Genomic DNA, 26429 nt, shown 5'->3' on the forward strand with positions numbered 1-26429 from the left:
GCAAAGAATTGCACCGCAGTTAATTCGGCTGCGTAAACACCGAGCGGATTGCGTGTATCGGCCCATGGTAAATCCAAGTTCGAAACAATCCGTTAAATTGTAAGCATCTGACCCCGGCCTGGCGCGGCCGGTTTACCCGAAGTTATGACCGGCGTGGTCCAATGCCGCCCGCTCGGGCCGGCAAGAACAACCAGGACGACGAGGCGGCATGTCCCTTTCCTTCGCCAACAGCATCGCGGTGCAGGGCCGCGCGCGCGCTCTGGCGCCGTTGTGCGTCGGTGCCGGCGCCTATCTGTTCTTCCTGTTCCTCGGCGACACGCTGCTTCAGGATTCCGACTCGTTCTGGCAGATCAAGATCGGGCAATGGATCCTCGATCACCGCGCCATGCCCATGATCGACTTCTATTCCTTCACGCGGACGGGCGCGCCGTGGATCTCGACGTCCTGGCTGTCGCAGGTCGCGTTCGCCTTCTCGCATGCGCACTGGGGCTGGGCAGGCCCCGTCATCCTCACCGCGGCCGCCGTCGCGCTCACCGTCGCGATCTTCGTCCATCTGCTCGAGGCGCATATCGGAGCCCCGCGCGCGGTGCTGTTCGCGATGCTGGCGCTGCTGCTGTCGATCCATCACGTGCTGGCGCGGCCGCATATTCTGGCGCTGCCGGTGATGGTGGCGTGGGTCGGCTTGCTGATGGCGGCTGCGAGCCGCCGGAGCGCGCCGTCCTGGACCTGGCTGCCGCTGATGGCGCTGTGGGCGAACCTGCACGGCGGCTTCGTGCTCGGGCTCGCGCTGATCGGCCCGATCTCGCTCGAAGCGGTCGAGCATGCCGGGAAGGGACGGCGGCTCGCCCTGTTCATGCGCTGGGTGCTGTTCGGAATCGGGGCGCTGATCGCGAGCTGCTGCACGCCGTACGGCTGGCGAACGCTGCAGGGCGCGACCAACATCCTCAGCCTCGGCGAATTGCTGACGCTGATCGTCGAATGGATGCCGGCGAACTTCGCCACGTTCACCCCGTTCGAAGGCGCCCTGCTCGCCCTGATCGCATTCGGTTATTATCGCGGCCTGGTGCTGTCGGCACCCCGGATCTTCCTGATCCTCTTCCTGACCTGGAGCGCGCTGAGCCACGTCAGGAGCATCGACGCATTTGCATTCCTGGTGCCGCTGGTGCTGGCAAAGCCGCTCGGCGAGATGTTCCCGCAGCCGGCGCTTGAGCCCGCCGGTGCCGACAGCTGGCCGGGCCGCTATGTCACGGCGCTCGGCGCGCTGATGATCGTGGCGGCAAGCTGGACCTCGACCTCGCTCTATCTGGGGCACCACCGCTTCACCTTCACGATGACGCAGACGCCGGTCGCGGCGGTCGACCTGCTCGAGCAACGCAAGCTACAGCGCGTCTTCAACGCCTACCAGTTCGGCGGCTATCTGATCTCGCGCAATATCCCTGTTTTCGTCGACGGCCGCGCCGAGCTCTACGGCGAGAAATTCATCATGGACTTCTTCAAGGCGACCGAGGGCAAGAAGCCCGAGCTGTTGCCGCGCCTGCTCGACGAGCACAAGATCGATGCGACATTGCTGGGCGCGGATGCGCCGGGCCCGCAGATCCTCGACCAGCTCAAGGGCTGGAAGCGGATCTATGCGGACGACATCGCCGTGATCCACGTGCGCGACGCCGCAGATGGCGCGACCGCGGCGCCTTCGAAGTGACGACCCACTCCAGCGCGCGTCTTCGGCCTCAGCGACTTCATCAGATGGTTCCTTCCAGCAAGCCGATCCTGACAGATCCGGCGCGTTCCGCCCCGGACCGAGCCGTGGCGATGATCGTGCTTGTGATGCTGGCTGTGGTCTCGTTTGTTCCGGTGCTGCTGACGCCCATTCCGGCGATGGTCGATTATCCCAATCACCTCGCCCGCATGTCTGTTCTGAGCCAGAACGGCACCGCGGGTGCAAATCCGTATTACGAGGTGAGGTGGGCCTTCTATCCCAACCTCGGAATGGACCTGCTGGTCCCGCAGCTGGCGCGGCTGATGAGCGTCGAGAACGCGACGCGGCTGTTTCTCCTGCTGAGCCAGGTCCTGATCGTCACCGGTGCGCTTCTGCTCGAATGGGTCAGGAAGGGACGCATCCATCTCGCCGGCTTCGCCGCGCTCGCTTTGCTCTATTGCCTGCCGTTCAGCTGGGGTTTCGTGAACTTCGAGTTCGGGCTCGGCCTCGCGCTCTGGGGCATCGCCGTCTATCTGATGCTGGCGGAAGGCCCCTGGCCGCTGCGCTTCATGGCCAATCTGATCTTCGTCGCCGCGCTCTATGTGGCGCATTTCTTTTCGCTCGGCATCTATGGCGCAACGCTCGGCCTTTTCGAGCTGTCGCGCGTCCGCCAAGGGCGGGTCGCGTATTCCGTCGCGGCCGCGCGGCTTGGCGCGCTGGCCCTACCGGCGCTTGCGCTGCTTGCGATCATGCATGTCACGGCAGGCGCGATCGGAAGCCAAGGCAACGATTGGTTCCTCGCATTCAAGCCGGTCTGGCCGCTCCGCGTCATGAACGGCTACAATCTGACGGCCGCGGCGGTGACCGGGCTGACCCTCATGACCGCGTTGCTGTTCGCCGCAAGGCGCGGCTTGCTCAGGCTCGAGCCCGCCGGGATCTGGATCGCGCTCGGTCTTGCGCTCCTGTACGTGGCCATTCCCTCGAGACTGTTCGGGACCTCTTTCGCCGACCTCCGCGTGTTTCCTGCTGCGGCGCTGATCCTGCCGGCGTTCTGCTCGCTGTCGCTGCCAAGCCGGGCTTGGCGGATGGCTGCACTCGCTGCGATCAGCAGCATCACGCTGATCAATCTCGCCGTTGTCTTCACGGTATGGCTGCCCTACCGCGCTGACTACGCGGCCATTGTCGAGTCGTTCCGCAAGCTCGAACGCGGCTCGCGCGTCCTCGTCAGCAATGCGGACGAAGCTGGCGACCCGCCCTTCGCCGATCTCACCGCGTATCCGATGTATTATGCGCCAACGCTGGCGGTGCACTATGCCAATGCGTTCGTGCCCAATCTCTTCACGGAGGCGGGCAAGCAGCCTGTTCGGGCCGTCGAGGCCGTGCGCCATCTTGCCACTCCGGATGGCGGACTGGTGTCCTCAGGCCTGCTCACCGCGATAGCAGCGGGCCACCCGCCGGCGGACTCGCCGCGCTTTGTCCGCACCTGGTACCGGGATTTCGACTACCTCTATGTGCTGGGACCGCGGGCCGCAAACCCGCTGCCGGATCTGCTGGAACTATTGCAGACCTCGGATCGGTTCGTGCTCTACAGGATTCGCCGCAAGTCCTGAGAAAGGCGACCTTAACCACCTGCCCGTAGACTTCCGTCCCTGCAACCCAGCTGGACTCCTTCGCATGGCGGCCAATTCCGGACCGATCCGCTACAGCCTCGTCATTCCCGTCTTCAACGAGGAAGCCGTACTGCCGATATTGTTACGCCGGCTCGACTTCCTGCTGTCCCGGCTCGACGGGCCGGCAGAGGCGATTTTCGTCGACGACGGCAGCAGCGATTCCAGCTCGATCGTGCTACAGGCACTCGCTGTGCGCGACGCCCGCTTTCGCTATATCGGCCTGTCGCGGAATTTCGGCCATCAAGTCGCCATCACCGCCGGCATGGACGCCGCGCAGGGCGACGCGATCATCGTCATGGACGCCGATCTGCAGGATCCGCCCGAAGTGATCGAGCAATTGATCGCAAAATGGCAGGAAGGCAACGACGTCGTCCACGCCCGCCGCCTGTCGCGCGAGGGAGAGAGCCGATTCAAGCGCGCGACCGCACACCTGTTCTACCGGCTGCTCGGCAAGATGTCCTCCGTCGGCATCCCCGCCGACGTCGGTGACTTCCGCCTGATCGATCGCAAGGTGCTGGACGCGCTCAGGCAGATGCCGGAGCAGGATCGCTTCGTACGCGGCATGATCGCCTGGCTCGGCTTCCGCCAGGCCGAGGTCACCTTCCATCGTCTCGAGCGCGCCGCGGGCGAGACCAAGTACCCCCTGTTCAAGATGATCCGCCTAGCGGTGAACGCCGCGCTCGGCTTTTCTGATCTGCCCTTGCGCCTGGCGATCTGGTGCGGATTGACCGTCTCGGCATTCGCTCTGCTCTACGGCGGCTGGGTCGTCGTGATGTGGCTGAGCAACGACGCTCATCTCGTGACCGGCTGGTCCTCGACCATCGTCCTCCTCTCGCTGTTGTGTGGAATGAACATGCTGATGACGGGGATCGTGGGCCTTTACGTCGGCCGCATCCATGCCGAAGTAAAGCGCCGTCCACTGTACGTGGTCCAGAAACGAGCCGGCTTCGATCGCAACGAGGCGGCGACCGTACCCGCCAAGCACGCAATCAACGAGTGATCCGCCGCAATCATCTCGGACGTGAGGCCAACACCTCGTCTTCGATGCTGCTGCCGAGCGGGCTTTACTGCATCTCCCGACGCTTGTGGACGACCGCCACATCGTCGCTGTACACGCGCTGCCAGTGCGGCAACCGATCAAGCATCGCTGTGGCGGGCGTATTCGGTGCGAGCAGCGTCGCGCGGATCTTGTAGTCGTCGAGCAGCTTGAGAAAATCTCCGAGGTCAATCAGCGCCAGGGCGCGATTGTAGCGGTCGATGAACGGTCCGCCGAACAGTTCCGCGCGGCCGTCGATGAAGGTTGGAATGCCGGCAAAGACCAAATAGCCGCCGAAGGAATAATCGTTGAGCAGCGGCCCCGCCTTGGCGAGGTCGGCACGGGCGACCGCCGCCTCGGGGGTGATGAGGGGAGCCGGCCGGATGTCGCGCGCCAGCGCCAATCCACTCATCGCGGCCAAGATGCCGAATGCCGCCAGGTTCAAGCCACGCGAGGAGCGGTCGGTCTCGTTCCCGCTCGGCCCGCCGAACCTCCGGGCCAGCGGGGCCGCGAGGTAGAGCGGTGCCAGCATGGCCAGCAGATCCGCATTGCGCATCTGCGCCAGCGCGAAATGGAGCAAGCCGATCACCACCAGGGTCCGCACGACCGGCAGCGTGACGCCGCGCGAGAGCGCGAAGATGCCCCCCAGCAACAGCAGCTCGAAGCCGCCGATGCGGCTGAAATCCTGCGGCCGCCATTCCGCGATCCAGGCGAGCGCGGGACCGAGGCCGAGTGTCGTGATCGGCATCAGCAGCGGCTCCGGCCCATGCGGCGTCAGGCAGGATGCGGCGACGGCAAGCAGTGTGAATGGCACCCAGCGCAGCAGCACGCGTGGCCATTGGCTTCGCTCCTCGCGCAGCAGCGCCTCGAGCACCACGGGTCCAATCAAGCCAAGCGCCAGCACTCCGCTGCCGTGCAGATTGCCCCACACGACCAGCAGCGGCAGGGCCCAGTATGGTGGCGGCCTGCCATGATCCATGCAACGCACCAGGGCAGCCGCCCAGATCACCATGATGGGCATCACGAGCACGTGTGGCCGCGCCAGCATGTGCGGCGCCGTCAGGATGACGGCCGCGATCACCATGATCAGCGTCTGGGTCGGCGACAGCTCGCGCAGCAGGAAGTATGTGAGCAGACCAAAGGCGAGTGCGATCGCCGCGGCCGCGACGACGACGACGCCGGACCAGCCGGACAGGACGTAGGCTCCGGCATAGATGACTTCCGACAGCCATTCGAACGTGATCCAAGGCGCGCCATGCTTCGAAAACGAAAATGGATCACTCGTCGGCAGGGTCCCATGCGCCATGATCCAGCGCCCGAGCTCGACGTGAGAATAGCTGTCGGGATCTCCGAGCAGCTTCGGGCCGACAGCCAGCAATACAGCGTAGACGGCGAGCCCCACAGCCCAAGGGAGCACTGCACGCGCCGAAAACGGTTGAACCGCGCTGGAGACGACCTGATCAGTCATGGCGGGCCAAGCTAGGCCTTAATTGTTAAGGTGTTCTTTAATGTTTCACCGATCGCGCGTGCGGAAGCGAGAGAACCGCCATCGCAACGCCCGGGTCCTCCGCCGAAACGCCACGCGGGCGCTATCGCACGAGATCGATCAGGAGCAACGCGGCGCTTGTGAACAGTCCTGCGATCGGCACCCAAATGGGCACGAAGAACACGCCGGCGGGAGGCTTGGATTCTCTCGTCTTGATGCGAACAAGCGCCAGGTTGACCAGGACGAAGATCCCGAGCGTCAGGCGTGAGGTCCATTCGGCCAATCCGGTCAAGGGAACGCCGAGGGCGAGGATCAGGATGGCGCCCACGCCGAAGAGGGTTGCAACCACCGGCGCGCCGCTTCTGGCGTTCACACGGGCCAGAAAGGCCGGAAGGCTGCCTTGGTCCGCAAGCCCGTACAGCACACGTCCGATCATCAGCATGTGAACGATGATCCCGTTGACCGTCGCAACGATCGCGATGACGCTCAATACCGAGAGGGGAAGACCGGTCAACCGCTGAAAGACAAGTGCAAGCGGAGCCGAGGCGTGCGCGAGCTCGGCCGGGGGCACCGCGACCACCGCGACCCAGACGACGATCATGTAGAGGAGCGCGGTCACGCCGAGGGTGATGAAGAGCGCCCAAGGCAGCGTTTGGGACGGATTCTTCATCTCCTCGGAGATGTTCACGAGGTGCTCGAACCCGATGAACGCAAACACGGCGAGCAGCGACGTCTGTGCGATCCCGGTCCACGCTGCTTTATCGCTCAGGGGAGCCAACAGTTCGGGCAGCCGGGAGACCAGGGCGTCGCCCTCAAACAGCCCGGCTCCGACAATGAGGACCAATCCTCCGATCTCCACGACCGTCATCAAGCCGGCGAAGCTGATGGACTGAACCGCGGAGAGGCAGGCGATCGCTCCCATCGCGAGCACGACGCCCGCGATGATCCAGCTGGCAGGCAGCGGCAGGAACACGCTGATGTAGCCGGCGCTCCCCACGGTGATGGTCGCGCCCGAAATCGTCGCTGCAGCCACCACGAGCAACCCTGTGGCACCGCTGAGCCATTTTCGATGAAACGCGGCCTGGACATAGGCGGCCTCGCTCGCCGCGACCGGCAGTCGCGTGCCCAGTTCGGCAAAGCTCCCGGCCGTCACGCCCATCACGACCGCGGCAACGAGGAACGCCAGAGGTGCATGCATTCCGCTCCGGGCAGCGGCCGCGCCCACCAGGACGTAGATGCCGGCGCCGATCGTCACGCCGAGCCCATAGAGGACCGCGTGCGTGAGCGTCAGCGATCTGACCAGTTTCGTAGACCCGAGCGGCGCCACCTCCTGCATCACCAAGCGTCAATGCGAAAACAGGATCGGCACCGGCGGCTTGGACAGCAGGCCCCTGGTCGCGCCGCCGAGCACGAATTCCCGCCACCTCGGCGTTCCGTACGCGCCCATCACGAGGACGTCGATGCCGTGGGACAGCACGTAAGATGTGAGGACCTCGTCGATCGGCTTGCTCTCGGCATCGATCTCATCCAGCACGACCTCGATGCCGTGACGAGCCAGGTTCTTCGCCAGTTCTCGGCCGGAATGTCTGGAATCCAGGGGCTTTTCGTTGGTGACAGTCACGACGCGTACGCTTCTTGCGCTTTCAAGCAAAGGAAGTGCGTCGGAAACCGCTCGCGCAGCGGTGCGGCTGAAGTCCCAAGCCACGCAGATGGCATCGAGCCGCAAGGGACGCGACCGCGGGCCGGTGGGCAGGATCAGCGTCGGCCTGCCGGATTCGAAGATCACCTCCTCGGCGTACCCCAGATCATGGGAGTCCGGCACCGCCATGATCGTGAGATCCCGAAGCCTTGCATAGTCAACCAGCAGCGCGGCCTCGCTGGCGGTTGCACAGTGCTCGAAGATGGTCTCATGCCGGACGCCGGATTTGTCGGCGGAGGCTTCGAATGCGGCAAGCAGGGCTTTCGCATTCTCGCGGCTCTTGGCGGCCTCGCGCGCAATAAGCGCGGGTATGTCCAGGATGACATCCCCGAGCAGGCTTGCGCGCACCTCCGCATGGACCTCGCAGGAAATGGCTGCGAGGTGCGCCCCCAGGGTGGCGGCCACCGAGACGGCATCGTCGATCACTGAAACCGGCGTCGGCTCCGGGTAGCTCGCCAGGGTCAACAGAACATCCTTGAAAGCCATGTGTGCCTCCTTTGACGAGTCGGAACCTAACGCCGTCGAGATGCTCCTTCTTGACCCACCGCAACCGATTCAACCGGATGGCTGTGGCAAAACGGCCCAGGCTCGAACGATGGCGCCGGAACAGAACGCTCTGGTTCGGCGGCGCCTGCCTTGCGGGAGGGCCAGCGCAATGCGAGCTCGCGAAGGCGCGCTCGGACAATAAAAAACGCGGCGTTACCGCCGCGTTTTTCGATTCTCAGCTGCCGCTTGGAATTACGCCTGCGGCTGCGGCTCCAGGCCGGGATCCGGATCGGGACGCGGGCGCGGCTTGCCGGCCGGGGGCACGGCGGAGGCGCGCGGTGTGGTCGGCTCGAGCACGGACTCGCGGTTCGGCTTCTTGCCCTTGAGCAGGTCGACGATCTCGTCGCCGGTCAGCGTCTCGAACTCGAGCAGGCCCTTGGCCAGCGTCTCGAGATCGGCGCGCTTCTCGGTGAGGATGCGCGTCGCCTCCTTGTAGCCTTCCTCGACCAGACGCTTGATCTCGGAATCGATCTTCTGGACGGTGGCTTCGGAGGCGTTCTGCGTGCGCGACACCGACATGCCGAGGAAGACCTCGTCCTGGTTCTCGCCATAGGAGACGGTGCCGAGCTCTTCCGACAGGCCCCAGCGCGTCACCATCATGCGGGCCAGGCGCGTGGCCTGCTCGATGTCGGACGCCGCGCCCGAGGTCACCTTCTCGCGGCCGAAGATCAGCTCTTCGGCGACGCGGCCGCCCATCATGATGGCGAGGCGCGAGGTCATCTGCTCCAGCGACATCGACAGCTTGTCGCGCTCGGGCAGCTGCATGACCATGCCGAGCGCACGGCCGCGCGGGATGATGGTCGCCTTGTGGATCGGATCGGTCGCGGGCACGTTGAGGCCGACGATGGCGTGGCCGCCCTCGTGGTAGGCCGTGAGCAACTTCTCTTCCTCGGTCATGACGAGCGACTTGCGCTCGGCGCCCATCATCACCTTGTCCTTGGCCTCCTCGAACTCGGCCTGCGTCACCATCCGCTTGTTGCGGCGGGCGGCGGTCAAAGCGGCCTCGTTGACGAGGTTCATCAGGTCGGCGCCGGAGAAGCCCGGGGTGCCGCGCGCGATGGTCTTGAGGTTGATATCGGGCGCCAGCGGAACCTTGCGAACATGCACCTTCAGGATCTGCTCGCGGCCGACGACGTCGGGGTTCGGCACCACGACCTGACGGTCGAAGCGGCCCGGACGCAGCAGCGCGGGATCGAGCACGTCGGGGCGGTTGGTGGCGGCGATCAGGATCACGCCCTCGTTGGCCTCGAAGCCGTCCATCTCGACCAGCAGCTGGTTCAGCGTCTGCTCGCGCTCGTCATTGCCGCCGCCGAGACCGGCGCCGCGGTGACGACCGACGGCATCGATTTCGTCGATGAAGATGATGCAGGGCGCATTCTTCTTGGCCTGCTCGAACATGTCGCGGACGCGGCTCGCGCCGACGCCGACGAACATCTCGACGAAGTCGGAACCGGAGATGGTGAAGAACGGCACGTTGGCTTCGCCCGCGACCGCACGCGCGATCAGGGTCTTACCGGTGCCGGGCGGGCCGACCAGCAGCACGCCGCGCGGAATGCGGCCGCCGAGGCGCTGGAATTTGCCGGGGTCGCGCAGGAACTCGACGATCTCCTGCAGGTCCTGCTTGGCTTCGTCGACGCCGGCGACGTCTTCGAAGGTGACGCGGCCATGGGCCTCCGTCAGCATCTTCGCACGCGACTTGCCGAAGCCCATCGCCTTGCCGGCGCCGCCCTGCATCTGCCGCGACAGGAAAATCCAGACGCCGATCAGCGCGATGAAGGGCAGCCAGGAGACCAAGAGCGAGACGAACCACGGCACGTTGTCGCCGGGCGGCTTCGCGGTGATCTGCACCTTGCTGTCATAGAGGCGCTTCACCAGCGTCGGGTCGTTCGGCGCGTAAGTCTGGAAGCTGGAGCCGTTGGTGAAGGTGCCGTGGATGTCCGGCCCCTGGATCACGACGTCGCGCACATTGCCGCGGTCAACTTCGCTCAGCAGCTGCGAGAAGGCGATGTCCTGCGAGGAGGCCCGCTGACCCGGATTCTGGAAGAGCGTGAACAACGCCAACAGCAGCAAGACAATGATGACCCAGAGGGCGAAATTGCGCAGATTGGCGTTCATCGATCTTCCTTCGTGGTCGCGCGGATCGCGGCCGTGATCCTTGGGCAGTTGATTTGGTCAATGCGAGGAAATCCCAAGGAATCCTCATCGTTAGACGGATACAATTTAGGTGCCGCCCCGGTCGCTGCCAAGGGAACGAGATGGGACTATTTATCCCATCTTAGCGCGATTCCCGCTGAAATCATGGCGTCCGAACCCGGGTTTTTCCTGCCTGGTTAAGGTGGCCTGACGGCACGGACGCGAATTGACCGGTGTCATGATCCGCTCTCGTCGCGCTCATCTGCCCTTGCGCCGCCGGGCCGGCGCCGGCGCGATCTGGATACGCCCGCCGGCAAGGCTGATCAAGGCTCCCGCGAGGGTCTGCTTCAGAACCGGCCGGCCATTTGCGGCTGCACCGGGGCCGGCGATCGCCCGATCAAGCACCGACATCAGGGTTTCGACCTTGCCGAGTTCCGCCGGCCCTTCATGGCCGAGCGCGTTGATGGCCCGCAGCAGGAGCCGCAGCCGCACCTCCTCCGGCAGGGCGGCAAAGGTTGCGGCCTCGAAGCTCCTGACACTCGCCTGCGGCGCATCGCCGCGATCCCGCAGGCGGAGGAAGCGCTCGGCGCCGTCGGCAAGCACCTCGACCGCCGCATTGGCCCGCGCCAGCCTTGCCGCGAGCCGCGCCAGATTTCTGGCGTCGCCGCCCTCGGCCGCGAGGAGCGGCAGCAGCGCGCGCAGCCGCGGCCGTGTGTAGGCGGTGTCCCGGTTGGTGGGATCCTCGGCAAAGCCGATCCTCGCCCGCCGCAAGGTCGCGATCAGCTGCGATTTCGGAACGTCGAGCAACGGACGCGCCAGCACGATTCCGTCGCGCTCGGTGAATGGAGCCATGGCCGAGAGTCCGGCAAGTCCGCTGCCGCGGAACAGGCGCATCAACAGGGTCTCGGCCTGGTCGTCGCGGGTGTGTGCCGTCAGCACATGGCTCGCGCCGGCGGCACGGGCGGCCTGTGCGAGCAGGCGGTAACGGGCCTCGCGCGCGGCGGCAGGCAGCCCCGTCTTCGGCTTTTCACCGCGCCAGCGCAAGGTCCGGTGCGGCAATCCGAGCGCCGCGGCGAGCCGCTTGACCTCGCGCGCCTCACGGGCGGCCTCCGGGCGCAGGCCGTGATCAATCGTGACGACCGTGATTTGCGGGCCTCGCGCGAGGCTGCGCTGCCAGCGCGCTGCAAGCCACATCAGCGCAACCGAGTCGGGCCCGCCGGAGACCGCGAGCACCAGCGCCGGGGCATCTCTCAGGCCCGCGAAGAGCCGCCTCGCCTCGCGCGCCGAGATCGGTGAATCGTCGTCGTCTGACATGACGCTGCAATCATCCGCGGATTGACCGAATGTTTAGCGCAACGCCATCCGCTTTGTCAGCGGATCAGCACTTCACCCGCTTCTGCTCGCGATCGACGGCGGCTTTGACGCCGGCGGAGGCGCGAGGATATTTGCGGCCGATCTCGCCGAAGGCGGCGCAGGCGGCCTCCTTCTCCTTCAGCGCGGCGAGCGACTGGCCGAGCCGCAGCAGCGCATCCGGCGCCTTGGCCGATTTCTCGTATTTGGTGGTGACGGCGAGGAACGCTTCGGCGGAATCGCGATATTGCTGGCGCTGGAAATAGCTCTCGCCGAGCCAGTATTGCGCGTCGCCGACCAGCGGGTCGCTCGGAAATTTCTGCGTGAAGTTCTTCATGGTCTGCTCGGCGAGCGCGTAGTCCTTGCGCTGCATGTAGCCGATGCCGAGATCGAACTCGTCGCGCGGCGTCGCCGACGGCGGCAGAGTGGCCAAAGCAGCGCCACCGGCCGGTGCGGGATAACCCGATTGTGCCGGCGGATAGCCGGGCTGCGCGGCCGGCGGCACACCTTGTTGGTAGCGCGGGCTGGTGTTGGCGAGATCGAGCGGCTCGCCCGCATTGCGGCCGCCGCCAGGCGTGACCGCCGGCATCGGCTGCTGCCCGCCGCCGAGTGCGCGCGGCGCGCCGGGTGCATTCGGGTTCTGGTTGGGGTCGAAGGCATCGCCGCGGCGGCGTGTGCCGGGAGCGCCGGGCGCCGGCTGCTCCTGAACGATCGGCGCGGGCGCGGCGATCTGCGGCTGCTCGTAGCTCGGCTGCGCGGCTTGCTGTTGCGGCGGCGGCTGGCGATAGCCGGGCGCGACCTGACCTGGTGCAATCTGGCTGGGTGCGATCTGCGCGGGCGGCATCGCCGCGACGTTGGGTGCCTGCCCGGGCGCCCCTTGCGCGCCGCCCTCGAGCGCCCGCAGGCGCTCTTCGAGCTGGCGGTTGCGATATTGCAGCTCCTCGTTCTGGCCGGTGAGCTGGCGCAGCCGGTTCTCCAGCCGCTCGATCCGCATCTCAGGGTCGACATCATCCGACTGCCCGTAGACCGATTGCGCAAGCGCGGGCGAGCACAAAGAGAGCAGCGCGGCGGTCGCCGCGGTACCGGTAAAAGCCTTAAATCTGGATGACATCTTGCCCTGACGACGAAAGCGAAATGGCCTGCGACGGAACCCTCGACGCGCCACACATCGAAGTGGAGTACGCCAAAAATGTGACTGATACCAAGGGGTTTTCAGTCACAGAATGCTGAAACGAAACCGGCGCCCAAGAGGGCGCCGGCATCATCCAATTGCAAAGCTGAACGGGGCCTGACTGACCACCGGGGACCTGACCGAGCGTCAGGAGCTGGCGTTCAGGACAGTGACGGCGCGGCGGTTCTGCGACCAGCAGGAGATGTCGTTACAGACGGCGACCGGCCGTTCCTTGCCGTAGGAGATCGTGCGCATGCGGTTCGGGTCGATGCCGCGCGAGGCGAGGAACGAACGGACCGACTGGGCACGGCGGGCGCCGAGCGCGATGTTGTATTCGCGGGTGCCGCGCTCGTCGGCATGACCTTCGATGGTGAAGGAGTAGCGCGGATAGGTCTGCAGCCACTGCGCCTGCTTCTCCAGGGTTACGATCGCCTGCGGGGTCAGATCGGTCTGGTCGCTTTCGAAGAACACGCGGTCGCCGACGTTGACGACGAAGTCCTGCTGGCTGCCGGGCGTCGCCGCATTGGCCATCGCATCCGTCGCGGCATTCTTGTTGGCGCAGGCGCCCATCGACAGCGCGACGGCGAGCACCGCGGCCAGCTTCAATCCCTGGAGGATACGCATAGGATGTCTCATTCCGGAGCCTCCACGCTCACGTTAGTCCACTGCTGTCCGGTCTACAGGGGGTTGGTTAAGCGAACGTTCCGTCAACCTTGACGGAACCTTGCCTCAGCCGGTCAAATGCCCCCAACCAGCGAAAAGCAAACGTCATGGTTAATGGGTTGTAAATGTGGCGCGAGGGTGAAGGCAAGCCGCGTCGGCCGGCAAAAGAGCCGGCACTTGCTGGAATTTTGGGCCGAAATGACCGGGGAGCGCCCGCCTAGACCGAACCGAGCGCTTGAGAGGCCACGTCCAGGGTGCGCGGCGTGGTGAGCAGAATCGGCCGCGTGGCGGCCTGCCGGGGGATGCTGCGTTCAAACAGCATGCGCCGCTCGAACGCGCTGGAGCGCATGATCGGAAAGCGCGCGAGCACCTTGTCCCGCTGCCGCCGGACGTCGGTCGCCATCAGGACCGCCTTCTTGGTGGGCCAGCCCGGAAAGCCCCGCGGCTCCGGCGAAATGGTCTCGTGCAGGAAGATGCGGCGGTAGAACGCCTGATGATCGGTCCGGATCATGGCAAGGCCGGTGTCGGCGTTGAAATGATCGCACGCGACAAAGGCGAGGCGGACGGTCAAATAGGGCAGCTCGGGAAAGCGGTGGTGCTTGTCGGGATCTGCAACGAGCCGGCACGGATCGACAAAAACCTCGCCGCGATCGAGGCGGGGATGCAGGATGTCGCCGAACACCTCGGTGGTATAGGACATCCGCCATTCCGACGTCAGCAGATGGATGCGGACGGAGCTGCAAAGCTCTCCGTCAACGTAGACCCCGAAATTCCAGGTGTTGGGCGTTTCGTCGAAACGATCGCTGACGCGCAGCGAAGGTGATGGCTCGATCAGACCGGCCTGCAGATAGGCGCGGTAGCGCATCAGATACAGGTTGTCCTTGTCCTCGGGCGTTTCGATGAGCCGATAATCGATGCGGTCAAACAACGCGGCGCCTCGTGGAAGGAGCGCCGTGTTCGGTTCGGCTCCGGACTTCATCTGCAACCTCTGACTCCAAGCAACTTCCACGAGTAGCCAGACCTTAATGGTTCCTTAACGGAATTGCAAAGCTATAGAATCGTTAGGGTTAACCTTTGCGGGCCCGCAAGACTACGGTGCACACGGGAGCCGATTGCGAGAGTGGAGCTGCCGGGAAGGGATCGGGCCTATCGCGACGACACGAGGGCGAGCTGGTCGTCGGGCACGCGACGACCATGCGAGGCGTTGAGCAATTGCCGGATCCGCACCGCCGGTACGGGCCGGCTGAACAGGTAGCCCTGCCCTTCGGTCACGGTGCCGTCGGCGCTGATCAGCTCGAGCTGCTCGTTGGTCTCGATGCCTTCGACCACGACGGCCATGCCGAGGTCGGCGGACAGCCGCGCGACACCGCGCAGCAGCGTCAGCGGCCGGTCGGAATCGATACCTTCGAGGAAGGAGCGATCGATCTTCACCTTCTGCATCGGGAAATTGTGCAGGTAGCTGAGGCTGGAGTAGCCGGTGCCGAAATCGTCGAGCGAGATGCGCACGCCGAGCGCATGCAATTGCGACAGGATGTCGTGGGTGAGCTGGGTGTTGCGCAGCAGCGAGGACTCGGTGATCTCGATCTCAAGACGATGCGCCGGCAGGCCCGACACTTCGAGCGCGTAGCGGATTTCGCTCAGGACGTCGCGCTGGTGGAATTGTTGCGGCGAGAAATTGACGGCGACGCTGACGCCTTCCGGCCACTTCATGCATTCCATGCAGGCGCGGCGCAGGATCCAGCGGCCGAGATCGACGATCAGGCCCATGTCCTCGGCGACCGGGATGATGTCGACCGGCGAGACCGTGCCGCGCACCGGATGATTCCAGCGCAGCAGCGCTTCGCAGGTGGTGATCTTGCCGGACCTCAGATTGACCAGCGGCTGGAAGAACAGCTCGAATTCCTCGTTGGCGAGCGCCTTGCGCAGGTCGAGCTCGAGGATACGGCGCGCCTCGACGGTCGCGGCCATCTCGTCGCGGAAGAAACAATAGGTGCCGCGGCCGTCGGCTTTGGCGCGGTACAGCGCCATGTCGGCGTTCTTGAGCAGCGTGTCGGCGCTGGTGCCCTCCGGCGAGGTCAGCGCGATGCCGACGCTGGCGCCGATCTCGACCAGATGATTGTCGATGCGGTACCGCTCGCTCAACCGCTCGACGATGCGGCGGGCGAGTGCCGCGGCATCCTCGGGCGACGTGAGGTTCTGCTGGAACACGACGAACTCGTCGCCGCCGAACCGGGCGACGAAATCCTCGGGGCGCAGCATCTCGCGCAGGCGGTTGGCGACGGCGCACAGGAGCTGGTCGCCGCAGGGATGGCCCAGCGTGTCGTTGACCTGCTTGAACTGGTCGAGGTCGATGAACAGCAGCGCGGAGAGCTGCGCCGCATCGTGGGAGACAGCCAGCAGGTGCTCGATCTGGTCGCGGAAGTTGACCCTGTTCGGCAACGCCGTCAGGTCGTCGTATCGCGCAAGATGGGTGATCTTGGCCTCGGCGTTGCGCCGCTCGGTGATGTCCTCGAGCAGCAGCACCGCCCCTCCGTCCGCCATCGGCTGAACGGTCCAGCACAGCGACCGATTTCGCTCCAGGTTCGCCTCGGCGGTGATGATCTCCTTCTCCCGCGAACTTTCGATGCCGGCGACGATATGCTCGCCGTCCGCGCTCGAGATGGATCTTGCCTGCACGCACGCCGCGATGATGTCGCGCGCACTGGCGCCGCTCCGAGGCAGATGGTCGGGCAGGTTCATCATCGCCGCGAAGCGGTGATTCATCACCGCGAGCTGGCCATCGCGATGGAACATGCAAAGACCGTGCGGCATGTTGTTGAGGGCGGTATCGAACTGGCCCGCAAGTGCGGCTTCGCGCTCGCGCGCCACCACGGCGCCCATGAAGATCCGGTGCAAGTTGACCGAGAGCTGCATGATCGCCAGCAGGAAGGCCGCGCTCACAACGGCCATCGCGATGTAGTAGGGCGTGCCGCGCCACGCCAATGCCAGCACCGCCGGGGCGAAAATGAGCAGCGCCTGCAGATGGAAGATCGACGGTCGTCCGTACGCCCTTCCCGCTCCCCCTGCGGCAATGCCTGTCGTGACCGACAGGGCAATCATATGCGCGACCGCGTCGTCGGTGGCGAGCAGAGTCGTGCCGCACCAGATGCCGATCGCTGCAGCTTGGATCTTCGCGCCAATCTGATACCGCGCCTGCCAGCGTTTGGCCGCCTCGGCGGTCACGCTCGACTTGCGTCCCTGATAGCGACGCAAATCGATCGCCCGCACCGTTCCGGCCAAGACGAGCAGCGCCACGCACGCCCAAATCAGGGGCTCACCTGTCTTCAGCGCAGTCAGCGCAGCACCGATCGACACGAAGATGAGACCGGCCAGCAGCGGTCCGGGCGCTTCAAAGAGCGAATCGATCTGCGCCGCCGGATTGACCGGCGGCGGCTGCCCCTGCTCTCCGCTCTGGCTTGCGAACTGCATTTTGGTTTGTACGCGCGTCCTGTTCAGCGCGTAGTCTTACCCAGCCGAGATGAAGCTTTTCTGAGGGAACATCGTTAAAGTCGGGTTGTTTTTCGGCAATAGCGAAATGATTTCTGCTGGAATATCAAGCAGGTAGGCAAGCCTTGCCGGGCGCAAGGTGAAGGAAGTGTTGCCGTTCACGGCAAACTCGGAAAAAATCGGCGCGGTTTTTCGAAAACATCGCGCGTCTGAACGCGCGATGTTTCAACTGCGCCGTTGTCAGCCCGAGGTCGAGGACAACAGCGGCGACCATGCCGGGTCCGAGGCAAAGCCCGGCGTCGGCACCTTCAATTCGTTGCGGCCGGAGATGTCGACCGAGTACAGCGACGGCCCGCCATTGCCGCCGGGATCGCGGAAGAACATCAGCACGCGGCCGTTCGGCGAGAAGGTCGGGCCTTCGTTGTGAAAGCCGGAGGTGAGCAGCCGCTCGCCCGAGCCGTCGGGCTTCATGACGCCGATCGCGAACTGCCCGCCGCCCTGCCGGGTGAAGGCGATGTAGTCGCCCTTCGGCGACCACACCGGCGTCGAATAGCTGGCGTTGGTGTCATCCTTGGAGAAGGAGATGCGCTGCGCCTGTCCGCCGCCCGCACTCATCACGTAGATCTGCGACCTGCCGCCACGATCGGACTCGAAGCAGATGCGGCTGCCATCGGGCGAATAGGACGGCGAGGTGTCGATCGCCGGCGTGTCGGTGAGACGCGTGGTCGAGCGCGAGCGCAGATCCATCACGAACAGGTTGGAATTGCCGCCCTGCTGCAGGCTCATGATGACGCGCTGCCCGTCCGGCGAGAAGCGCGGCGCAAAGGTCATGCCGGGGAAATTGCCGACGATCTCGCGCTGGCCGGTCTCGATGTTGTAGAGATAGACCTTCGGATCACCCTGGCCGAACTCCATGTAGGTGATCTCTTGCGAATTCGGCGAGAAGCGCGGCGTCAGCACGAGGTCGGAGCCGCGGGTCAGATAGCGCACATTGGCGCCGTCCTGGTCCATGATCGCGAGCCGCTTGACGCGGCGCTCCTTCGGCCCGGTCTCGTCCACGAACACGACGCGGCTGTCGAAATAGCCCTTCTCGCCGGTCAATTTCTCATAGATCTGATCGGAGATGATGTGCGCGATGCGGCGCCAATATTCCGGCGAGGTGAAATATTGCTGGCCGGTGAGCTGCTGGCCGGAGAGGACGTCCCACAGGCGGAATTCGGCCTTCAGGCGGCCGTCCGGCTGCCGCGTCATGCGGCCGGTGACCAAAGCCTGCGCGTTGATGGTCTTCCAGTTCTCGAATTGCGGCGCGACGTCGATGTTGCTGATGCGCTCAATGAAGGCGGCCTGGTCGATCGGCGCGAACAGGCCCGAGCGCTTCAGGTTGTTGGTGATGACCTGCGTGACACCGTTAGCGACGTCGCTGTCGGAGGGCGAGCCGGGCACGAAGTTGCTGATCGCGATCGAGATGGGCTGAAATCCGCCGGGACTGACTTGAAGTCGCCCCTGCGCCGTCGCGGCGCCTCCGGCCAGCAGGGTGACTGACGATCCCGCGGCCGCGATGAATCCACGTCGCGTCAGAAATGGCATCTTGTTCACCTGAGTTAATTCATGTCTCATCTACTGCTGATCTTTCATATCGAAAGTCAGCGCAATCGTTTTCCAAGTGTCGTACTGAGCTTTGGGCAAGAACGTGTAGGCCTGACACTGTTGGATCGCACGCTTGGCACTCTCCGCCATCGCATTTGCAATTGCCCGAGACGGTCCTCGAACCGCGACAATCACAGGCGCTGACGCGAGCGTGCCGTCGGGGCGCATCTGAATGTCTATGTCGGCCGTAAACTGATCCCTGTCCTGAGCATCATAAGGGAAATTGAAGCAGTGCTTGACGGCAGCGACGAAAGCTCCCTGCCAAGTCGCGACGTTGTTGGCGGCCGTCCCTGTCGCTGTGCCCAGCGAGGCTGATGCATTCAACGCCGAGCCGGTCTGCTCGTGCCGGGTCGCGGCGCGCTTGTCGAGGTCGCGCTGGATCTGCGCGGGGTCGAAGGTGCGCTCCTTGGGCTTAGGCTGCTGCTGCGGCTGCACCGCCGCGACCTTCTGCTCCACGGGCTTCGGCGGCGGCTTCTTGGTCTCCATCTTCTTCTGCAGCTCGGCGATCGGATCTTCCTTGGCCGGATCAGGCTTCTTTTCCTGCGGCTTCGGCTCTTCCTTCGGCTTGGCCTCCGCCACGGGCTTCGGCGGCTCCGGCTTCTTCTCCACCGGCTTCTCGACCGGCTTCGGCGGCGGCTCCGGCTGCGAATTGGTCTTGATCAGCTCTTTCTTCTCAGTGACCTTGCCGACGGCGTCTTCCTCGGGCTTGGGCTCCGCGATCTTCTCGACCTTCGGCTTCGGCTCTTCCTTCTTGCCGGTCTTCTGCCCCGCCATCATCTTGGCGAGCTGATCGGAGGAGATGATGTCGATCGGAAGCGATTCCTGCGTAGCGATGTAGGCCTTGCTGCTGAAGGTGACGAGCCCCCATCCCAGCACGAGGACATGCAGGGCAATCGACGCAACGAGTGTCTTGTCGACGTTCACCTTCACGGCCTCAAGACCCCTGATCCGCTTCCGTGACGAGCGCCAGCTTCTTGAATCCGGCGCCCGAGAGCTGGCCCATCACCTTGGCCACGGTGCCGTAATCCGCCTTCTTGTCGGCGCGCAGATAGATGCGTTCCTCGAGGCCGCCGCGCGCATCGGTGATCGCCTTCAGCTTCGGGATCAGCTCGTTCAGCGCAATCTCGGTGTCGTTGATGAACACCTTGCCCTTGATGTCGACCGACATCTGGATCGGCTTCTGGTCGTTGTTTTCGAGGCTCTTGGCACTGGTCTGGGGCAAATCGAGCGGGACGCCGACCGTCAACATCGGTGCCGACACCATGAAGATGATGAGCAGCACTAGCATGACGTCGACCATCGGCGTGACGTTGATCTCGGCCACGACCGGCTTGCGCCGGCCACGGCGCCCGCCGCCGCCGGACGAACTCGCAACGTTCATGGCCATGATCGCGTGCCCAGATTGCCCTTCACACTATACATGCCGTCCGTCAGCCCCGCTCGTCGATCTGACGAGACAGAATGGCTGAAAATTCATCAGCAAAGCCCTCGAGCCGCTGGGCCTGCCGGTTCACCTCGGAGGTGAACTTATTGTAGAAAATAGTGGCAGGAATGGCGGCGATAAGGCCGACGGCGGTCGCAAACAGCGCCTCGGCGATACCGGGGGCGACCACCGCCAGAGAGGTATTCTTCGAGGCCGCGATCGACTGGAAGCTCGACATGATGCCCCAGACCGTGCCGAACAGGCCGACGAAGGGGCCGGCGGAGCCGACGGTCGCCAGCACCAGAAGGCGCCGTTCCAGCCGCTCGACCTCGCGCGCAATCGAGACGTTCATCACCTTGTCGATGCGCATCTGAAGCCCTGCGACCGAGCGGGCATGGCTCTCGAACGAGCGCTTCCACTCGCGCATCGCCGCCACGAAGCAGGCCGCCATGGAATGCGTCGGCTTGGCCGACAGCGTGCGATAGAGCTCCTCGATCGACTCGCCGGACCAGAACGCCTGCTCGAACCGGTCCATCGAGCGGCGGGTGCGCGCGTAGAGAAAGATCTTGTCGATAGCGATCGCCCAGACCCAGACCGAGCAGGCCAGAAGCCCCAGCATCACCGCTTTCACGATCCAGTGAGCCTGCCAGAACAGCGCGATCAGCGACACGTCGGCGGAGGCAGCAACCGGAAGGGCTGACTGAGCCAATTCGGCCGGATTCATAAGCAGTATCCTCTCAAGGCGATCGTTACCTAATGTCCTTCGGCCAGCAAATCGCGGCCGGTGTTCCCCAACAGCCGCGCTGGACCCGCGCGGCGGGCAAGCCCGCTCAAAGCCTTGTCTTTCTGGGGTGCAGGGCTCGTCCAAAGGCTCGTCAAAAGCCGGCCGCCTGCATTCCCCGCCAAGATGTCAAAACTAAGGGGCCTCGACCCCAGGCCTTGACGTCGGGCTCCGGGCACGCCTGTCCGCACATACCAGAGCCCGCCGATGGTTAATGCGGGGTTACCGGCGGCGCATTTGGCTGCAGGAAAGACAGTCCGTGCAGGGGGATGGACCCCGGATCCCGTGTTCCAGACGCACCGGCCGGAGGAACCTGCTCTCGTGCCAAAAATTGTCGGGAAAATCACTCTCCGCGAGGTCCTGCCATGTCCATCAACCCCAAGACGACCGCCGCGATCGGCGATCACCCGCTCCACCCCATGCTGATCCCGTTCCCCGTCGCGTTCCTGGTCGGCGCTCCCATCGCCGATCTGGCCTTCATCGGAACCGGCGACGGTTTTTGGGCACGCGCCGCGATGTGGCTGATCGGCGCCGGCATCGTCATGGCGCTGGTTGCCGCCGCAGCCGGCTTCACCGACTTCTTCAGCGAGCCACGCATCCGCCGCCTGAACGATGCCTGGTACCACATGGTCGGCAATCTCGCGGCGGTGGTGCTGGCCCTGGTCAATTTCTATCTCCGCTACGCCCAAGGCGCGGAGGCGGCGATCAAGCCCTGGGGCGTCGTGCTGTCCCTGGTCGTGGTCGGCATCCTTCTGTTCACGGGATGGAAGGGCTGGGAAATGGTCTATCGCCACCACGTCGCGGTGCTGGATGCGCCGGGCCAGACCAGCTCGGAGCCGGTCAACCCGCATCATGGCGGCGAAAGCCACCGCCGCGCCGCCTGAGCGACAGTCAAGCGGACGAAGCGGCCGCAAGGCAATTGGTGAGCCGCGCGGGATTGCCGATTGCGGTGCAGCCGCCAGGCACGTCACCGGTCACGACAGTCCCGGCGCCGATCTTGGCGAAGTCGCCGATCTCGATGTCGCCGAGGATGGTCGCGCCGGAGCCGATGAACACGCCGCGGCCGATGCGAGGCGAGCGCATCGGCAGGTCGCCATGGCGTCCGATGCTGACATTCTGAAGGATGGTCACCTCGTCGCCGATGACGACATTGGCACCGATCACGATGCCGGTGGCATGGTCGAGATAAACCGACGAGCCGAGGCTCGCGGCCGGATGAATGCTGACCTGCAGGACGTTCGAAGCCTCGTTCTGCAACAGCAGCGCCGCATCACGATGGTCATGACGCCATAGCCAGTGCGAGACGCGCCAGGACTGCAGCGCGACATAGCCCTTGAAGTGCAGCAGCGGCGGCAACAATCCGGCGATGGCGGGATCACGGAGCACGATGGCGCGCAGGTCGCGGCCGGCCGCTTCGACCAGATCCGGTTGGCCGCGAAAGGCATCGCGGGAAAACGTCGTGAAGCGCTCGCGATCGGCGGCGCTGCCGCCCAGCCGACGCCCGATCAGATCGGCCAAGGCAGCGGTAAAATCGTCATGGGCAAGGATGGCATCGGCGACAGCCTTGCCGAAGACGGGATCCGCCGCTGCGGTGCGCCGCGCCTCGCCGCGTATCTCCTGCCAGAGGATGTCGCTCGCCACGATCGCAGTCTCCGTCCGCATTGCCGCCTGCGGTGTTTTGACGCTTGCTTCTCGCTGTCGAATATAGGACGCAGGCCGCCTGCGCGCCAATTGGCGTCGGCAACACGCGCGGCCACCTGTGCGCCATGCTCCCCGTAAGACTACGGGCTTGCTTGCCAGAGAGCTGCGGCCAGCCTTCGGCCGAAGCCCGCGGTGGCATCCGCGGGTTTTGGTACCCGCCGGACGTCAAGCTGCCGGCCAGTTCCGAATCCACGTCATCCGAGGTCACGCTCAAATATGCCGCTCAACGCCCCCGCCGACGACCAGCACGACGACATCATGTATCCATCCGCCCTGCCGTTCCTGCTGGTCCATCTCGGCTGCCTTGCGGCAATCTGGTCGGGCGTCACCTGGCAGGCGGTCGCGATCTGCGTCTCACTCTATTGCTTGCGGATGTTCGCGATCGGAGCCGGCTACCATCGCTATTTCTCGCATCGGGCGTTTGCGACCAGCCGGGTGTTTCAGTTCATCCTGGCCTGCCTTGCGCAAAGCAGCGCCCAGAAGAGCGTGTTGTGGTGGGCGGCCAAGCATCGCCACCATCACCTGCATTCCGACACTGAAAACGACGTGCATTCACCGCGTCACCGCGGCTTCCTCTATAGCCATCTCGGCTGGATCTTTTACCGGCAGCACGACGCAACCGACCTCGTGAAGGTCGGCGATCTCGCCGCCTATCCCGAGCTGATGTGGCTGCATCGGCTGGAGCTGCTGCCGGCCTTCGTGCTGGCAGGGCTCTGCTTCCTGGTCGCAGGATGGTCGGGTCTGGTGGTCGGCTTCCTCTGGAGCACGGTGCTGGTCTATCACGCGACCTTCTGCATCAATTCGCTTGCCCATGTGCACGGGCGCAAGCGCTACGTGACCGGCGATGATTCCCGTAACAACTGGCTGCTGGCATTGGTCACGCTGGGTGAGGGCTGGCACAACAATCACCACGCCTATCAGAGCAGCGTGCGACAGGGCTTTCGCTGGTGGGAGGTCGACGTGACCTATTACATCCTGACGCTGCTGTCGTGGATCGGCGTCGTCTGGAACATGAAGGCGCCGCCCGAACAGGTGCTGCGCAACGAGCAGCCGCTCGGCGCGCGGGTCATCCAGCGGGCGGCCCGCGAGCTCGCCGGACGGTTCGATGCGCAAACCCTGGCGCATGCGATCTCGTCGGCACGCCGCCGGGCCGATCTCGCCCAGTTGCAGCTGCCGACGCTGCACGACATCCTCAATCGCGCGCATGAAGGTGTCGACGCGCTGACGCATCTGCATCTGCCGAAGATCCCGACACGCGAGGAGTTTCTCGCGGAAGCCAAGGCGATGTTCGCGCGCACGCGATCGCTCAACGAGATCGTCGACCACGCCTACGAATACTTCCTGGCCTCGGTTCGCGCGCAGCTCGCCACGGCGCGCTGAAGCTTCACGCCATGCGACACCGGCCGGCAGCGGTCATGCTGCCGGGGCGCGTCCATCGCGGGCGCGGCCGGGGTCAGCTTGCTTGCGGAGGCTGAGCGCATAGAGCCAGCCGCCTGCGGCGATCAGCACCGGCAGGACGAAAAGCGCGAAATCGCGGAGCAGGATCATGGGACGATACTTCCCTGCGCGAACGACACAGCGCGGCTGAGTGCGTACGATGCGCCCCAATATAGATTGGCGCTGAGAAACAACCGCCAGGACTCGCCGAGCTGCCATTCCGGGTAGAGCTGAACTTCCGTGGGCCACCCATTGAGGAACGCGATCGCCACCGGGACGACCGGGCCGAAGCGCTCGAACAACACGGCCGCGCGCTCGAACAATGCGAGGCGCTGGCTGATTTGTTTGCGTTCAATATTGGTCATGATCGTGCCCGTCGGCGCCGCGGAGGCGCAGTCAAGGCTTGGTCGGTGCTCGCGCGGTCCGGGTTCTATCGATCCTGCACATCTGCGTGATGGGCCTCGCAAAGCCCTCGCAGGCGCTTCGCATCGCCAGGACGACCATCGAAGTGTGACATAAACCAAACCGCCCGCCTGCGGGTTGCGCAGGCGGGCGGCTCGGGGCCATCAGGACTTTGGGGGCATGCGCCTGAAGGCTTTGAGAGGTGCAATTCTTCGGATCAGCCCTGCTGCTGATCGGTCGGCGGCGGGGTCGGACGCGTCTTGTGCTGCGCCATGAACTGGTCGAACTCTTCCTTGTCCTTGGCGTGACGCAGGCGGTCGAGGAAGTTCTTGAACTCGACCTGCTCTTCCTCGAGCCGGCGCAGTGTCTCAGTGCGATACTCGTCGAAGGCGCGGTTGCCGGAGGACGGCGGGCCGAAGCCAAAGCCGAAGCCGCGGCGCTCCATGCGGTCGCGCATGCGATCCATCTTGTACTGCATCTTTTCCATCTTGTTCTGCCAGCGATCCTGATTGCTCCAGCACGACATTCTTCTGCTCCCGAGTGTGAAAAAGAGGAGGGCAAGTCCGATCGGCCACCAGATGATGAAGCCGAGAATGGTCACGGCGATCCAGCCGGGATGCCAGGGCGTGTCCAGCATGCGGGGGCGCTCGTAATATTGCTGTTGGTCCGACGGGCCGCGCCAGCGATTGACATCAGCGGTGTAGGCCATTTCCCTTCTCCATCACGGCACCAGCGCCGTTGTGAATGTAAATAACATTTACATAGCTAGACCATCCCGCGATTTTGTCAAGCTGGCAGCAAGACACGCCCGCGTGATTACTTGCGCAATCTTATTTCGGCTTGCCCCAGGGGCTGCCGGGCGGCAGGCCCGAACCGGAGGGAGCCTCCGGCGGCACCGGCGGCGGCTCGGCGCCCCTGGCCGGAGGACGGCGGTCGATCGGGAAGCCGAGGCCGCGCAGATAGATCAGCACCTCGGCCTCCAGCAGCTCGTCCGGCGACATCGGCAGCTTGCGTCGCGCAGCATCGCCGCGGGAAAACAGCGAGGCCACGCCATGCGACATCGACCAGATGTGCAGCGCCATCATCATCGCCGGCGGGCGGGGTGTGCCGGGCGGCGTCAGTGCGGCGAGCCGCTCGGCTGCGGCTCGAATGATGTTGAAGGCGCGTTCGCTGGCCGCCTGAAGTGCGGGATTGGCATCGACCGGCACGCCCGATTCGAACATCGCGTTGTAGAAGGCCGGCTCCGCGCGGGCAAAGGCGAGATAGGCCTTGCCGACGCGCTCGAAGGCGGTGACGGTGTCGGGCCGCCCGTCGTCCCAGGCCGCCGACAGGCGCGCCTCGAACTGCTCGAAACCGCGCTGGGCGATAGAGGACAGCAGCTCGTCACGGTCGCGGAAATGCCGGTAGGGCGCCGCCGCACTGACTCCGGCCATGCGCGCGGCGTCGGCGAAGGTGAAGCCGGCCGCCCCCTTCTCGGCGATCAGCCCGAGGGCCGCCTGCAACAGGGCTTCCTTCAGATTGCCGTGGTGATAGCCGCGCTCGGCGCGGCGCTGCTCCTTGCGCCAGCTCATGTGAACGAGCTTTACATGAGCCGGGCGTGAAGGTCACTAGCGGCGGCCGGACTGGTTGACCCGTATTTTCACGTCATTCCGGGGCGATACGGAGCATCGAACCCGGAATGACGGGTGACCGGGGCTACATCTCCGGAATCGGCAGCACGGGCATGACCTCGATTGCCTCGCCCGGGAAGATCGCAAAATGCGGATGGTTCTCGAACAGCTTTGCGGCGTCCTCCTGCGAGGCGGCACGCACCACCGTGAAACCGGTCAGCGCGTTGCTGACCTCGGTGATTCCGCTCCCGTCGATCCTGCGGGTCTTGCCGAGCGGGCCCCCCATCTCGACGATCACGGATTTGTGCTTCTCGACCCAGCCGTGCCAGGCGGCCATGCCCTCCTGCTCCTTCGCCTTCCGCTCGGCCTCGGGCAGCGCGCGCCACGCCGCCATTTTCGATCCGCTCGTGCTGCCGAGATAGACGGCGAGAAATTTGTGTTCGGTGCTCATGGGTTTTCTCCTCAGGGTTGATTGGGAATCGCGCAGCCGCC

Annotated in this window: 25 protein-coding genes; 5 read left to right on the forward strand and 20 right to left on the reverse strand. The window is 64.9% G+C overall.

Annotated features, from left to right (window positions below; translation table 11 throughout):
* The first annotated feature begins 208 nt into the window (after positions 1-208).
* From I6F28_RS03260 to I6F28_RS03270, 3 genes are all read left to right on the forward strand, one after another.
* Positions 209-1699, forward strand: a complete 1491-nt coding sequence (locus tag I6F28_RS03260) for a hypothetical protein (RefSeq protein WP_225139260.1) — start codon at positions 209-211, stop codon at positions 1697-1699.
* 110 nt (positions 1700-1809) lie between these two features.
* Positions 1810-3306, forward strand: a complete 1497-nt coding sequence (locus tag I6F28_RS03265; protein WP_225139261.1) for a hypothetical protein — start codon at positions 1810-1812, stop codon at positions 3304-3306.
* Between the two features lie 64 nt (positions 3307-3370).
* Complete coding sequence (locus tag I6F28_RS03270; protein ID WP_225139262.1) at positions 3371-4366, forward strand: glycosyltransferase family 2 protein; 996 nt, start codon at positions 3371-3373, stop codon at positions 4364-4366.
* A gap of 64 nt (positions 4367-4430) precedes the next feature.
* Here I6F28_RS03270 and I6F28_RS03275 read toward each other — a convergent pair whose 3' ends face one another.
* The 14 genes from I6F28_RS03275 to tolQ all read right to left on the reverse strand — a co-directional run bounded on the left by I6F28_RS03275 (position 4431) and on the right by tolQ (position 20730).
* Positions 4431-5870 (reverse strand): hypothetical protein, encoded by a 1440-nt coding sequence (locus I6F28_RS03275; protein WP_225139263.1) that lies wholly within the window; start codon positions 5868-5870, stop codon positions 4431-4433.
* A 121-nt stretch (positions 5871-5991) separates the two neighbouring features.
* The gene (locus I6F28_RS03280; protein WP_225139264.1) at positions 5992-7224 is read right to left on the reverse strand and encodes an APC family permease; all 1233 of its coding nucleotides are present in this window, start codon (positions 7222-7224) and stop codon (positions 5992-5994) included.
* Between the two features lie 9 nt (positions 7225-7233).
* Positions 7234-8073: a universal stress protein gene (locus tag I6F28_RS03285; RefSeq protein WP_225126311.1), complete on the reverse strand. Its 840-nt coding sequence runs from the start codon at positions 8071-8073 to the stop codon at positions 7234-7236.
* A gap of 252 nt (positions 8074-8325) precedes the next feature.
* Entirely contained in the window at positions 8326-10248 is a 1923-nt protein-coding gene (gene ftsH, locus I6F28_RS03290; RefSeq protein WP_035998585.1) for an ATP-dependent zinc metalloprotease FtsH, read from the reverse strand.
* Between the two features lie 276 nt (positions 10249-10524).
* A complete protein-coding gene (gene tilS, locus I6F28_RS03295) occupies positions 10525-11580 on the reverse strand; it encodes a tRNA lysidine(34) synthetase TilS (protein ID WP_035998583.1) in 1056 nt (351 codons plus the stop codon).
* Positions 11581-11644: 64 nt separating this feature from the next.
* Positions 11645-12727: a tol-pal system protein YbgF gene (gene ybgF, locus I6F28_RS03300; RefSeq protein WP_109142503.1), complete on the reverse strand. Its 1083-nt coding sequence runs from the start codon at positions 12725-12727 to the stop codon at positions 11645-11647.
* A 207-nt stretch (positions 12728-12934) separates the two neighbouring features.
* On the reverse strand, positions 12935-13423 hold the full coding sequence (gene pal / locus I6F28_RS03305) for a peptidoglycan-associated lipoprotein Pal (protein ID WP_035998574.1): 489 nt from the start codon (positions 13421-13423) through the stop codon (positions 12935-12937).
* A 244-nt stretch (positions 13424-13667) separates the two neighbouring features.
* Complete coding sequence (locus tag I6F28_RS03310) at positions 13668-14429, reverse strand: N-acyl amino acid synthase FeeM domain-containing protein (protein ID WP_035998571.1); 762 nt, start codon at positions 14427-14429, stop codon at positions 13668-13670.
* A 167-nt stretch (positions 14430-14596) separates the two neighbouring features.
* On the reverse strand, positions 14597-16918 hold the full coding sequence (locus I6F28_RS03315; protein WP_036021865.1) for a putative bifunctional diguanylate cyclase/phosphodiesterase: 2322 nt from the start codon (positions 16916-16918) through the stop codon (positions 14597-14599).
* Between the two features lie 36 nt (positions 16919-16954).
* Positions 16955-17098: a hypothetical protein gene (locus I6F28_RS03320; RefSeq protein ID WP_193760487.1), complete on the reverse strand. Its 144-nt coding sequence runs from the start codon at positions 17096-17098 to the stop codon at positions 16955-16957.
* Between the two features lie 78 nt (positions 17099-17176).
* Positions 17177-18523: a Tol-Pal system beta propeller repeat protein TolB gene (tolB, locus tag I6F28_RS03325; RefSeq protein WP_225112957.1), complete on the reverse strand. Its 1347-nt coding sequence runs from the start codon at positions 18521-18523 to the stop codon at positions 17177-17179.
* 30 nt (positions 18524-18553) lie between these two features.
* Positions 18554-19513, reverse strand: a complete 960-nt coding sequence (gene tolA, locus I6F28_RS03330; protein WP_225112958.1) for a cell envelope integrity protein TolA — start codon at positions 19511-19513, stop codon at positions 18554-18556.
* A gap of 4 nt (positions 19514-19517) precedes the next feature.
* Positions 19518-19970: a protein TolR gene (gene tolR, locus I6F28_RS03335; protein ID WP_036021864.1), complete on the reverse strand. Its 453-nt coding sequence runs from the start codon at positions 19968-19970 to the stop codon at positions 19518-19520.
* Positions 19971-20013: 43 nt separating this feature from the next.
* The gene (gene tolQ / locus I6F28_RS03340; protein WP_008546343.1) at positions 20014-20730 is read right to left on the reverse strand and encodes a protein TolQ; all 717 of its coding nucleotides are present in this window, start codon (positions 20728-20730) and stop codon (positions 20014-20016) included.
* A 422-nt stretch (positions 20731-21152) separates the two neighbouring features.
* Here tolQ and I6F28_RS03345 point away from each other — a divergent pair, with 422 nt between their 5' ends.
* Positions 21153-21671 carry a DUF2231 domain-containing protein gene (locus I6F28_RS03345; protein ID WP_035998550.1) on the forward strand — a complete coding sequence of 173 codons (519 nt, stop codon included), beginning with the start codon at positions 21153-21155 and terminating at the stop codon, positions 21669-21671.
* 7 nt (positions 21672-21678) lie between these two features.
* Here the strand turns inward: I6F28_RS03345 and I6F28_RS03350 are convergent, their stop codons facing one another.
* Entirely contained in the window at positions 21679-22449 is a 771-nt protein-coding gene (locus I6F28_RS03350) for a serine acetyltransferase domain-containing protein (protein WP_036021861.1), read from the reverse strand.
* Positions 22450-22704: 255 nt separating this feature from the next.
* On the opposite strand from I6F28_RS03350, the gene I6F28_RS03355 reads away from it, so the two are divergent.
* Complete coding sequence (locus tag I6F28_RS03355; protein ID WP_074447699.1) at positions 22705-23868, forward strand: acyl-CoA desaturase; 1164 nt, start codon at positions 22705-22707, stop codon at positions 23866-23868.
* A gap of 33 nt (positions 23869-23901) precedes the next feature.
* On the opposite strand, the gene I6F28_RS37435 is transcribed toward I6F28_RS03355, so the two are convergent.
* The 5 genes from I6F28_RS37435 to I6F28_RS03375 form a co-directional block, all read right to left on the reverse strand.
* A complete protein-coding gene (locus tag I6F28_RS37435; RefSeq protein ID WP_271542926.1) occupies positions 23902-24036 on the reverse strand; it encodes a hypothetical protein in 135 nt (44 codons plus the stop codon).
* Positions 24033-24290 carry a hypothetical protein gene (locus tag I6F28_RS03360; protein WP_035998541.1) on the reverse strand — a complete coding sequence of 86 codons (258 nt, stop codon included), beginning with the start codon at positions 24288-24290 and terminating at the stop codon, positions 24033-24035. Before I6F28_RS03360 ends, I6F28_RS37435 begins: the two co-directional genes overlap by 4 nt.
* Before the next feature lie 254 nt (positions 24291-24544).
* Positions 24545-25036: a DUF2852 domain-containing protein gene (locus I6F28_RS03365; RefSeq protein WP_225139265.1), complete on the reverse strand. Its 492-nt coding sequence runs from the start codon at positions 25034-25036 to the stop codon at positions 24545-24547.
* 121 nt (positions 25037-25157) lie between these two features.
* Positions 25158-25898, reverse strand: coding sequence for a TetR/AcrR family transcriptional regulator (locus I6F28_RS03370; RefSeq protein WP_057028075.1), 741 nt, complete (start codon positions 25896-25898; stop codon positions 25158-25160).
* A 124-nt stretch (positions 25899-26022) separates the two neighbouring features.
* A complete protein-coding gene (locus tag I6F28_RS03375; RefSeq protein WP_036021849.1) occupies positions 26023-26388 on the reverse strand; it encodes a YciI family protein in 366 nt (121 codons plus the stop codon).
* Between the last annotated feature and the right edge of the window lie 41 nt (positions 26389-26429).

Source organism: Bradyrhizobium sp. NBAIM14, from assembly GCF_020193895.1.
Lineage (GTDB): Bacteria > Pseudomonadota > Alphaproteobacteria > Rhizobiales > Xanthobacteraceae > Bradyrhizobium > Bradyrhizobium yuanmingense.

Coding starts and splice junctions, on each gene's coding strand:
- I6F28_RS03260 (WP_225139260.1), top strand. CDS start 209: ATGTCCCTTTCCTTCGCCAACAGCATCGCGGTGCAGGGCCGCGCGCGC.
- I6F28_RS03265 (WP_225139261.1), top strand. CDS start 1,810: ATGATCGTGCTTGTGATGCTGGCTGTGGTCTCGTTTGTTCCGGTGCTG.
- I6F28_RS03270 (WP_225139262.1), top strand. CDS start 3,371: ATGGCGGCCAATTCCGGACCGATCCGCTACAGCCTCGTCATTCCCGTC.
- I6F28_RS03275 (WP_225139263.1), bottom strand. CDS start 5,870: ATGACTGATCAGGTCGTCTCCAGCGCGGTTCAACCGTTTTCGGCGCGT.
- I6F28_RS03280 (WP_225139264.1), bottom strand. CDS start 7,224: ATGCAGGAGGTGGCGCCGCTCGGGTCTACGAAACTGGTCAGATCGCTG.
- I6F28_RS03285 (WP_225126311.1), bottom strand. CDS start 8,073: ATGGCTTTCAAGGATGTTCTGTTGACCCTGGCGAGCTACCCGGAGCCG.
- ftsH (WP_035998585.1), bottom strand. CDS start 10,248: ATGAACGCCAATCTGCGCAATTTCGCCCTCTGGGTCATCATTGTCTTG.
- tilS (WP_035998583.1), bottom strand. CDS start 11,580: ATGTCAGACGACGACGATTCACCGATCTCGGCGCGCGAGGCGAGGCGG.
- ybgF (WP_109142503.1), bottom strand. CDS start 12,727: ATGTCATCCAGATTTAAGGCTTTTACCGGTACCGCGGCGACCGCCGCG.
- pal (WP_035998574.1), bottom strand. CDS start 13,423: ATGAGACATCCTATGCGTATCCTCCAGGGATTGAAGCTGGCCGCGGTG.
- I6F28_RS03310 (WP_035998571.1), bottom strand. CDS start 14,429: ATGAAGTCCGGAGCCGAACCGAACACGGCGCTCCTTCCACGAGGCGCC.
- I6F28_RS03315 (WP_036021865.1), bottom strand. CDS start 16,918: ATGCAGTTCGCAAGCCAGAGCGGAGAGCAGGGGCAGCCGCCGCCGGTC.
- tolB (WP_225112957.1), bottom strand. CDS start 18,523: ATGCCATTTCTGACGCGACGTGGATTCATCGCGGCCGCGGGATCGTCA.
- tolR (WP_036021864.1), bottom strand. CDS start 19,970: ATGGCCATGAACGTTGCGAGTTCGTCCGGCGGCGGCGGGCGCCGTGGC.
- tolQ (WP_008546343.1), bottom strand. CDS start 20,730: ATGAATCCGGCCGAATTGGCTCAGTCAGCCCTTCCGGTTGCTGCCTCC.
- I6F28_RS03345 (WP_035998550.1), top strand. CDS start 21,153: ATGTCCATCAACCCCAAGACGACCGCCGCGATCGGCGATCACCCGCTC.
- I6F28_RS03350 (WP_036021861.1), bottom strand. CDS start 22,449: ATGCGGACGGAGACTGCGATCGTGGCGAGCGACATCCTCTGGCAGGAG.
- I6F28_RS03355 (WP_074447699.1), top strand. CDS start 22,705: ATGCCGCTCAACGCCCCCGCCGACGACCAGCACGACGACATCATGTAT.
- I6F28_RS37435 (WP_271542926.1), bottom strand. CDS start 24,036: ATGATCCTGCTCCGCGATTTCGCGCTTTTCGTCCTGCCGGTGCTGATC.
- I6F28_RS03360 (WP_035998541.1), bottom strand. CDS start 24,290: ATGACCAATATTGAACGCAAACAAATCAGCCAGCGCCTCGCATTGTTC.
- I6F28_RS03365 (WP_225139265.1), bottom strand. CDS start 25,036: ATGGCCTACACCGCTGATGTCAATCGCTGGCGCGGCCCGTCGGACCAA.
- I6F28_RS03370 (WP_057028075.1), bottom strand. CDS start 25,898: ATGAGCTGGCGCAAGGAGCAGCGCCGCGCCGAGCGCGGCTATCACCAC.
- I6F28_RS03375 (WP_036021849.1), bottom strand. CDS start 26,388: ATGAGCACCGAACACAAATTTCTCGCCGTCTATCTCGGCAGCACGAGC.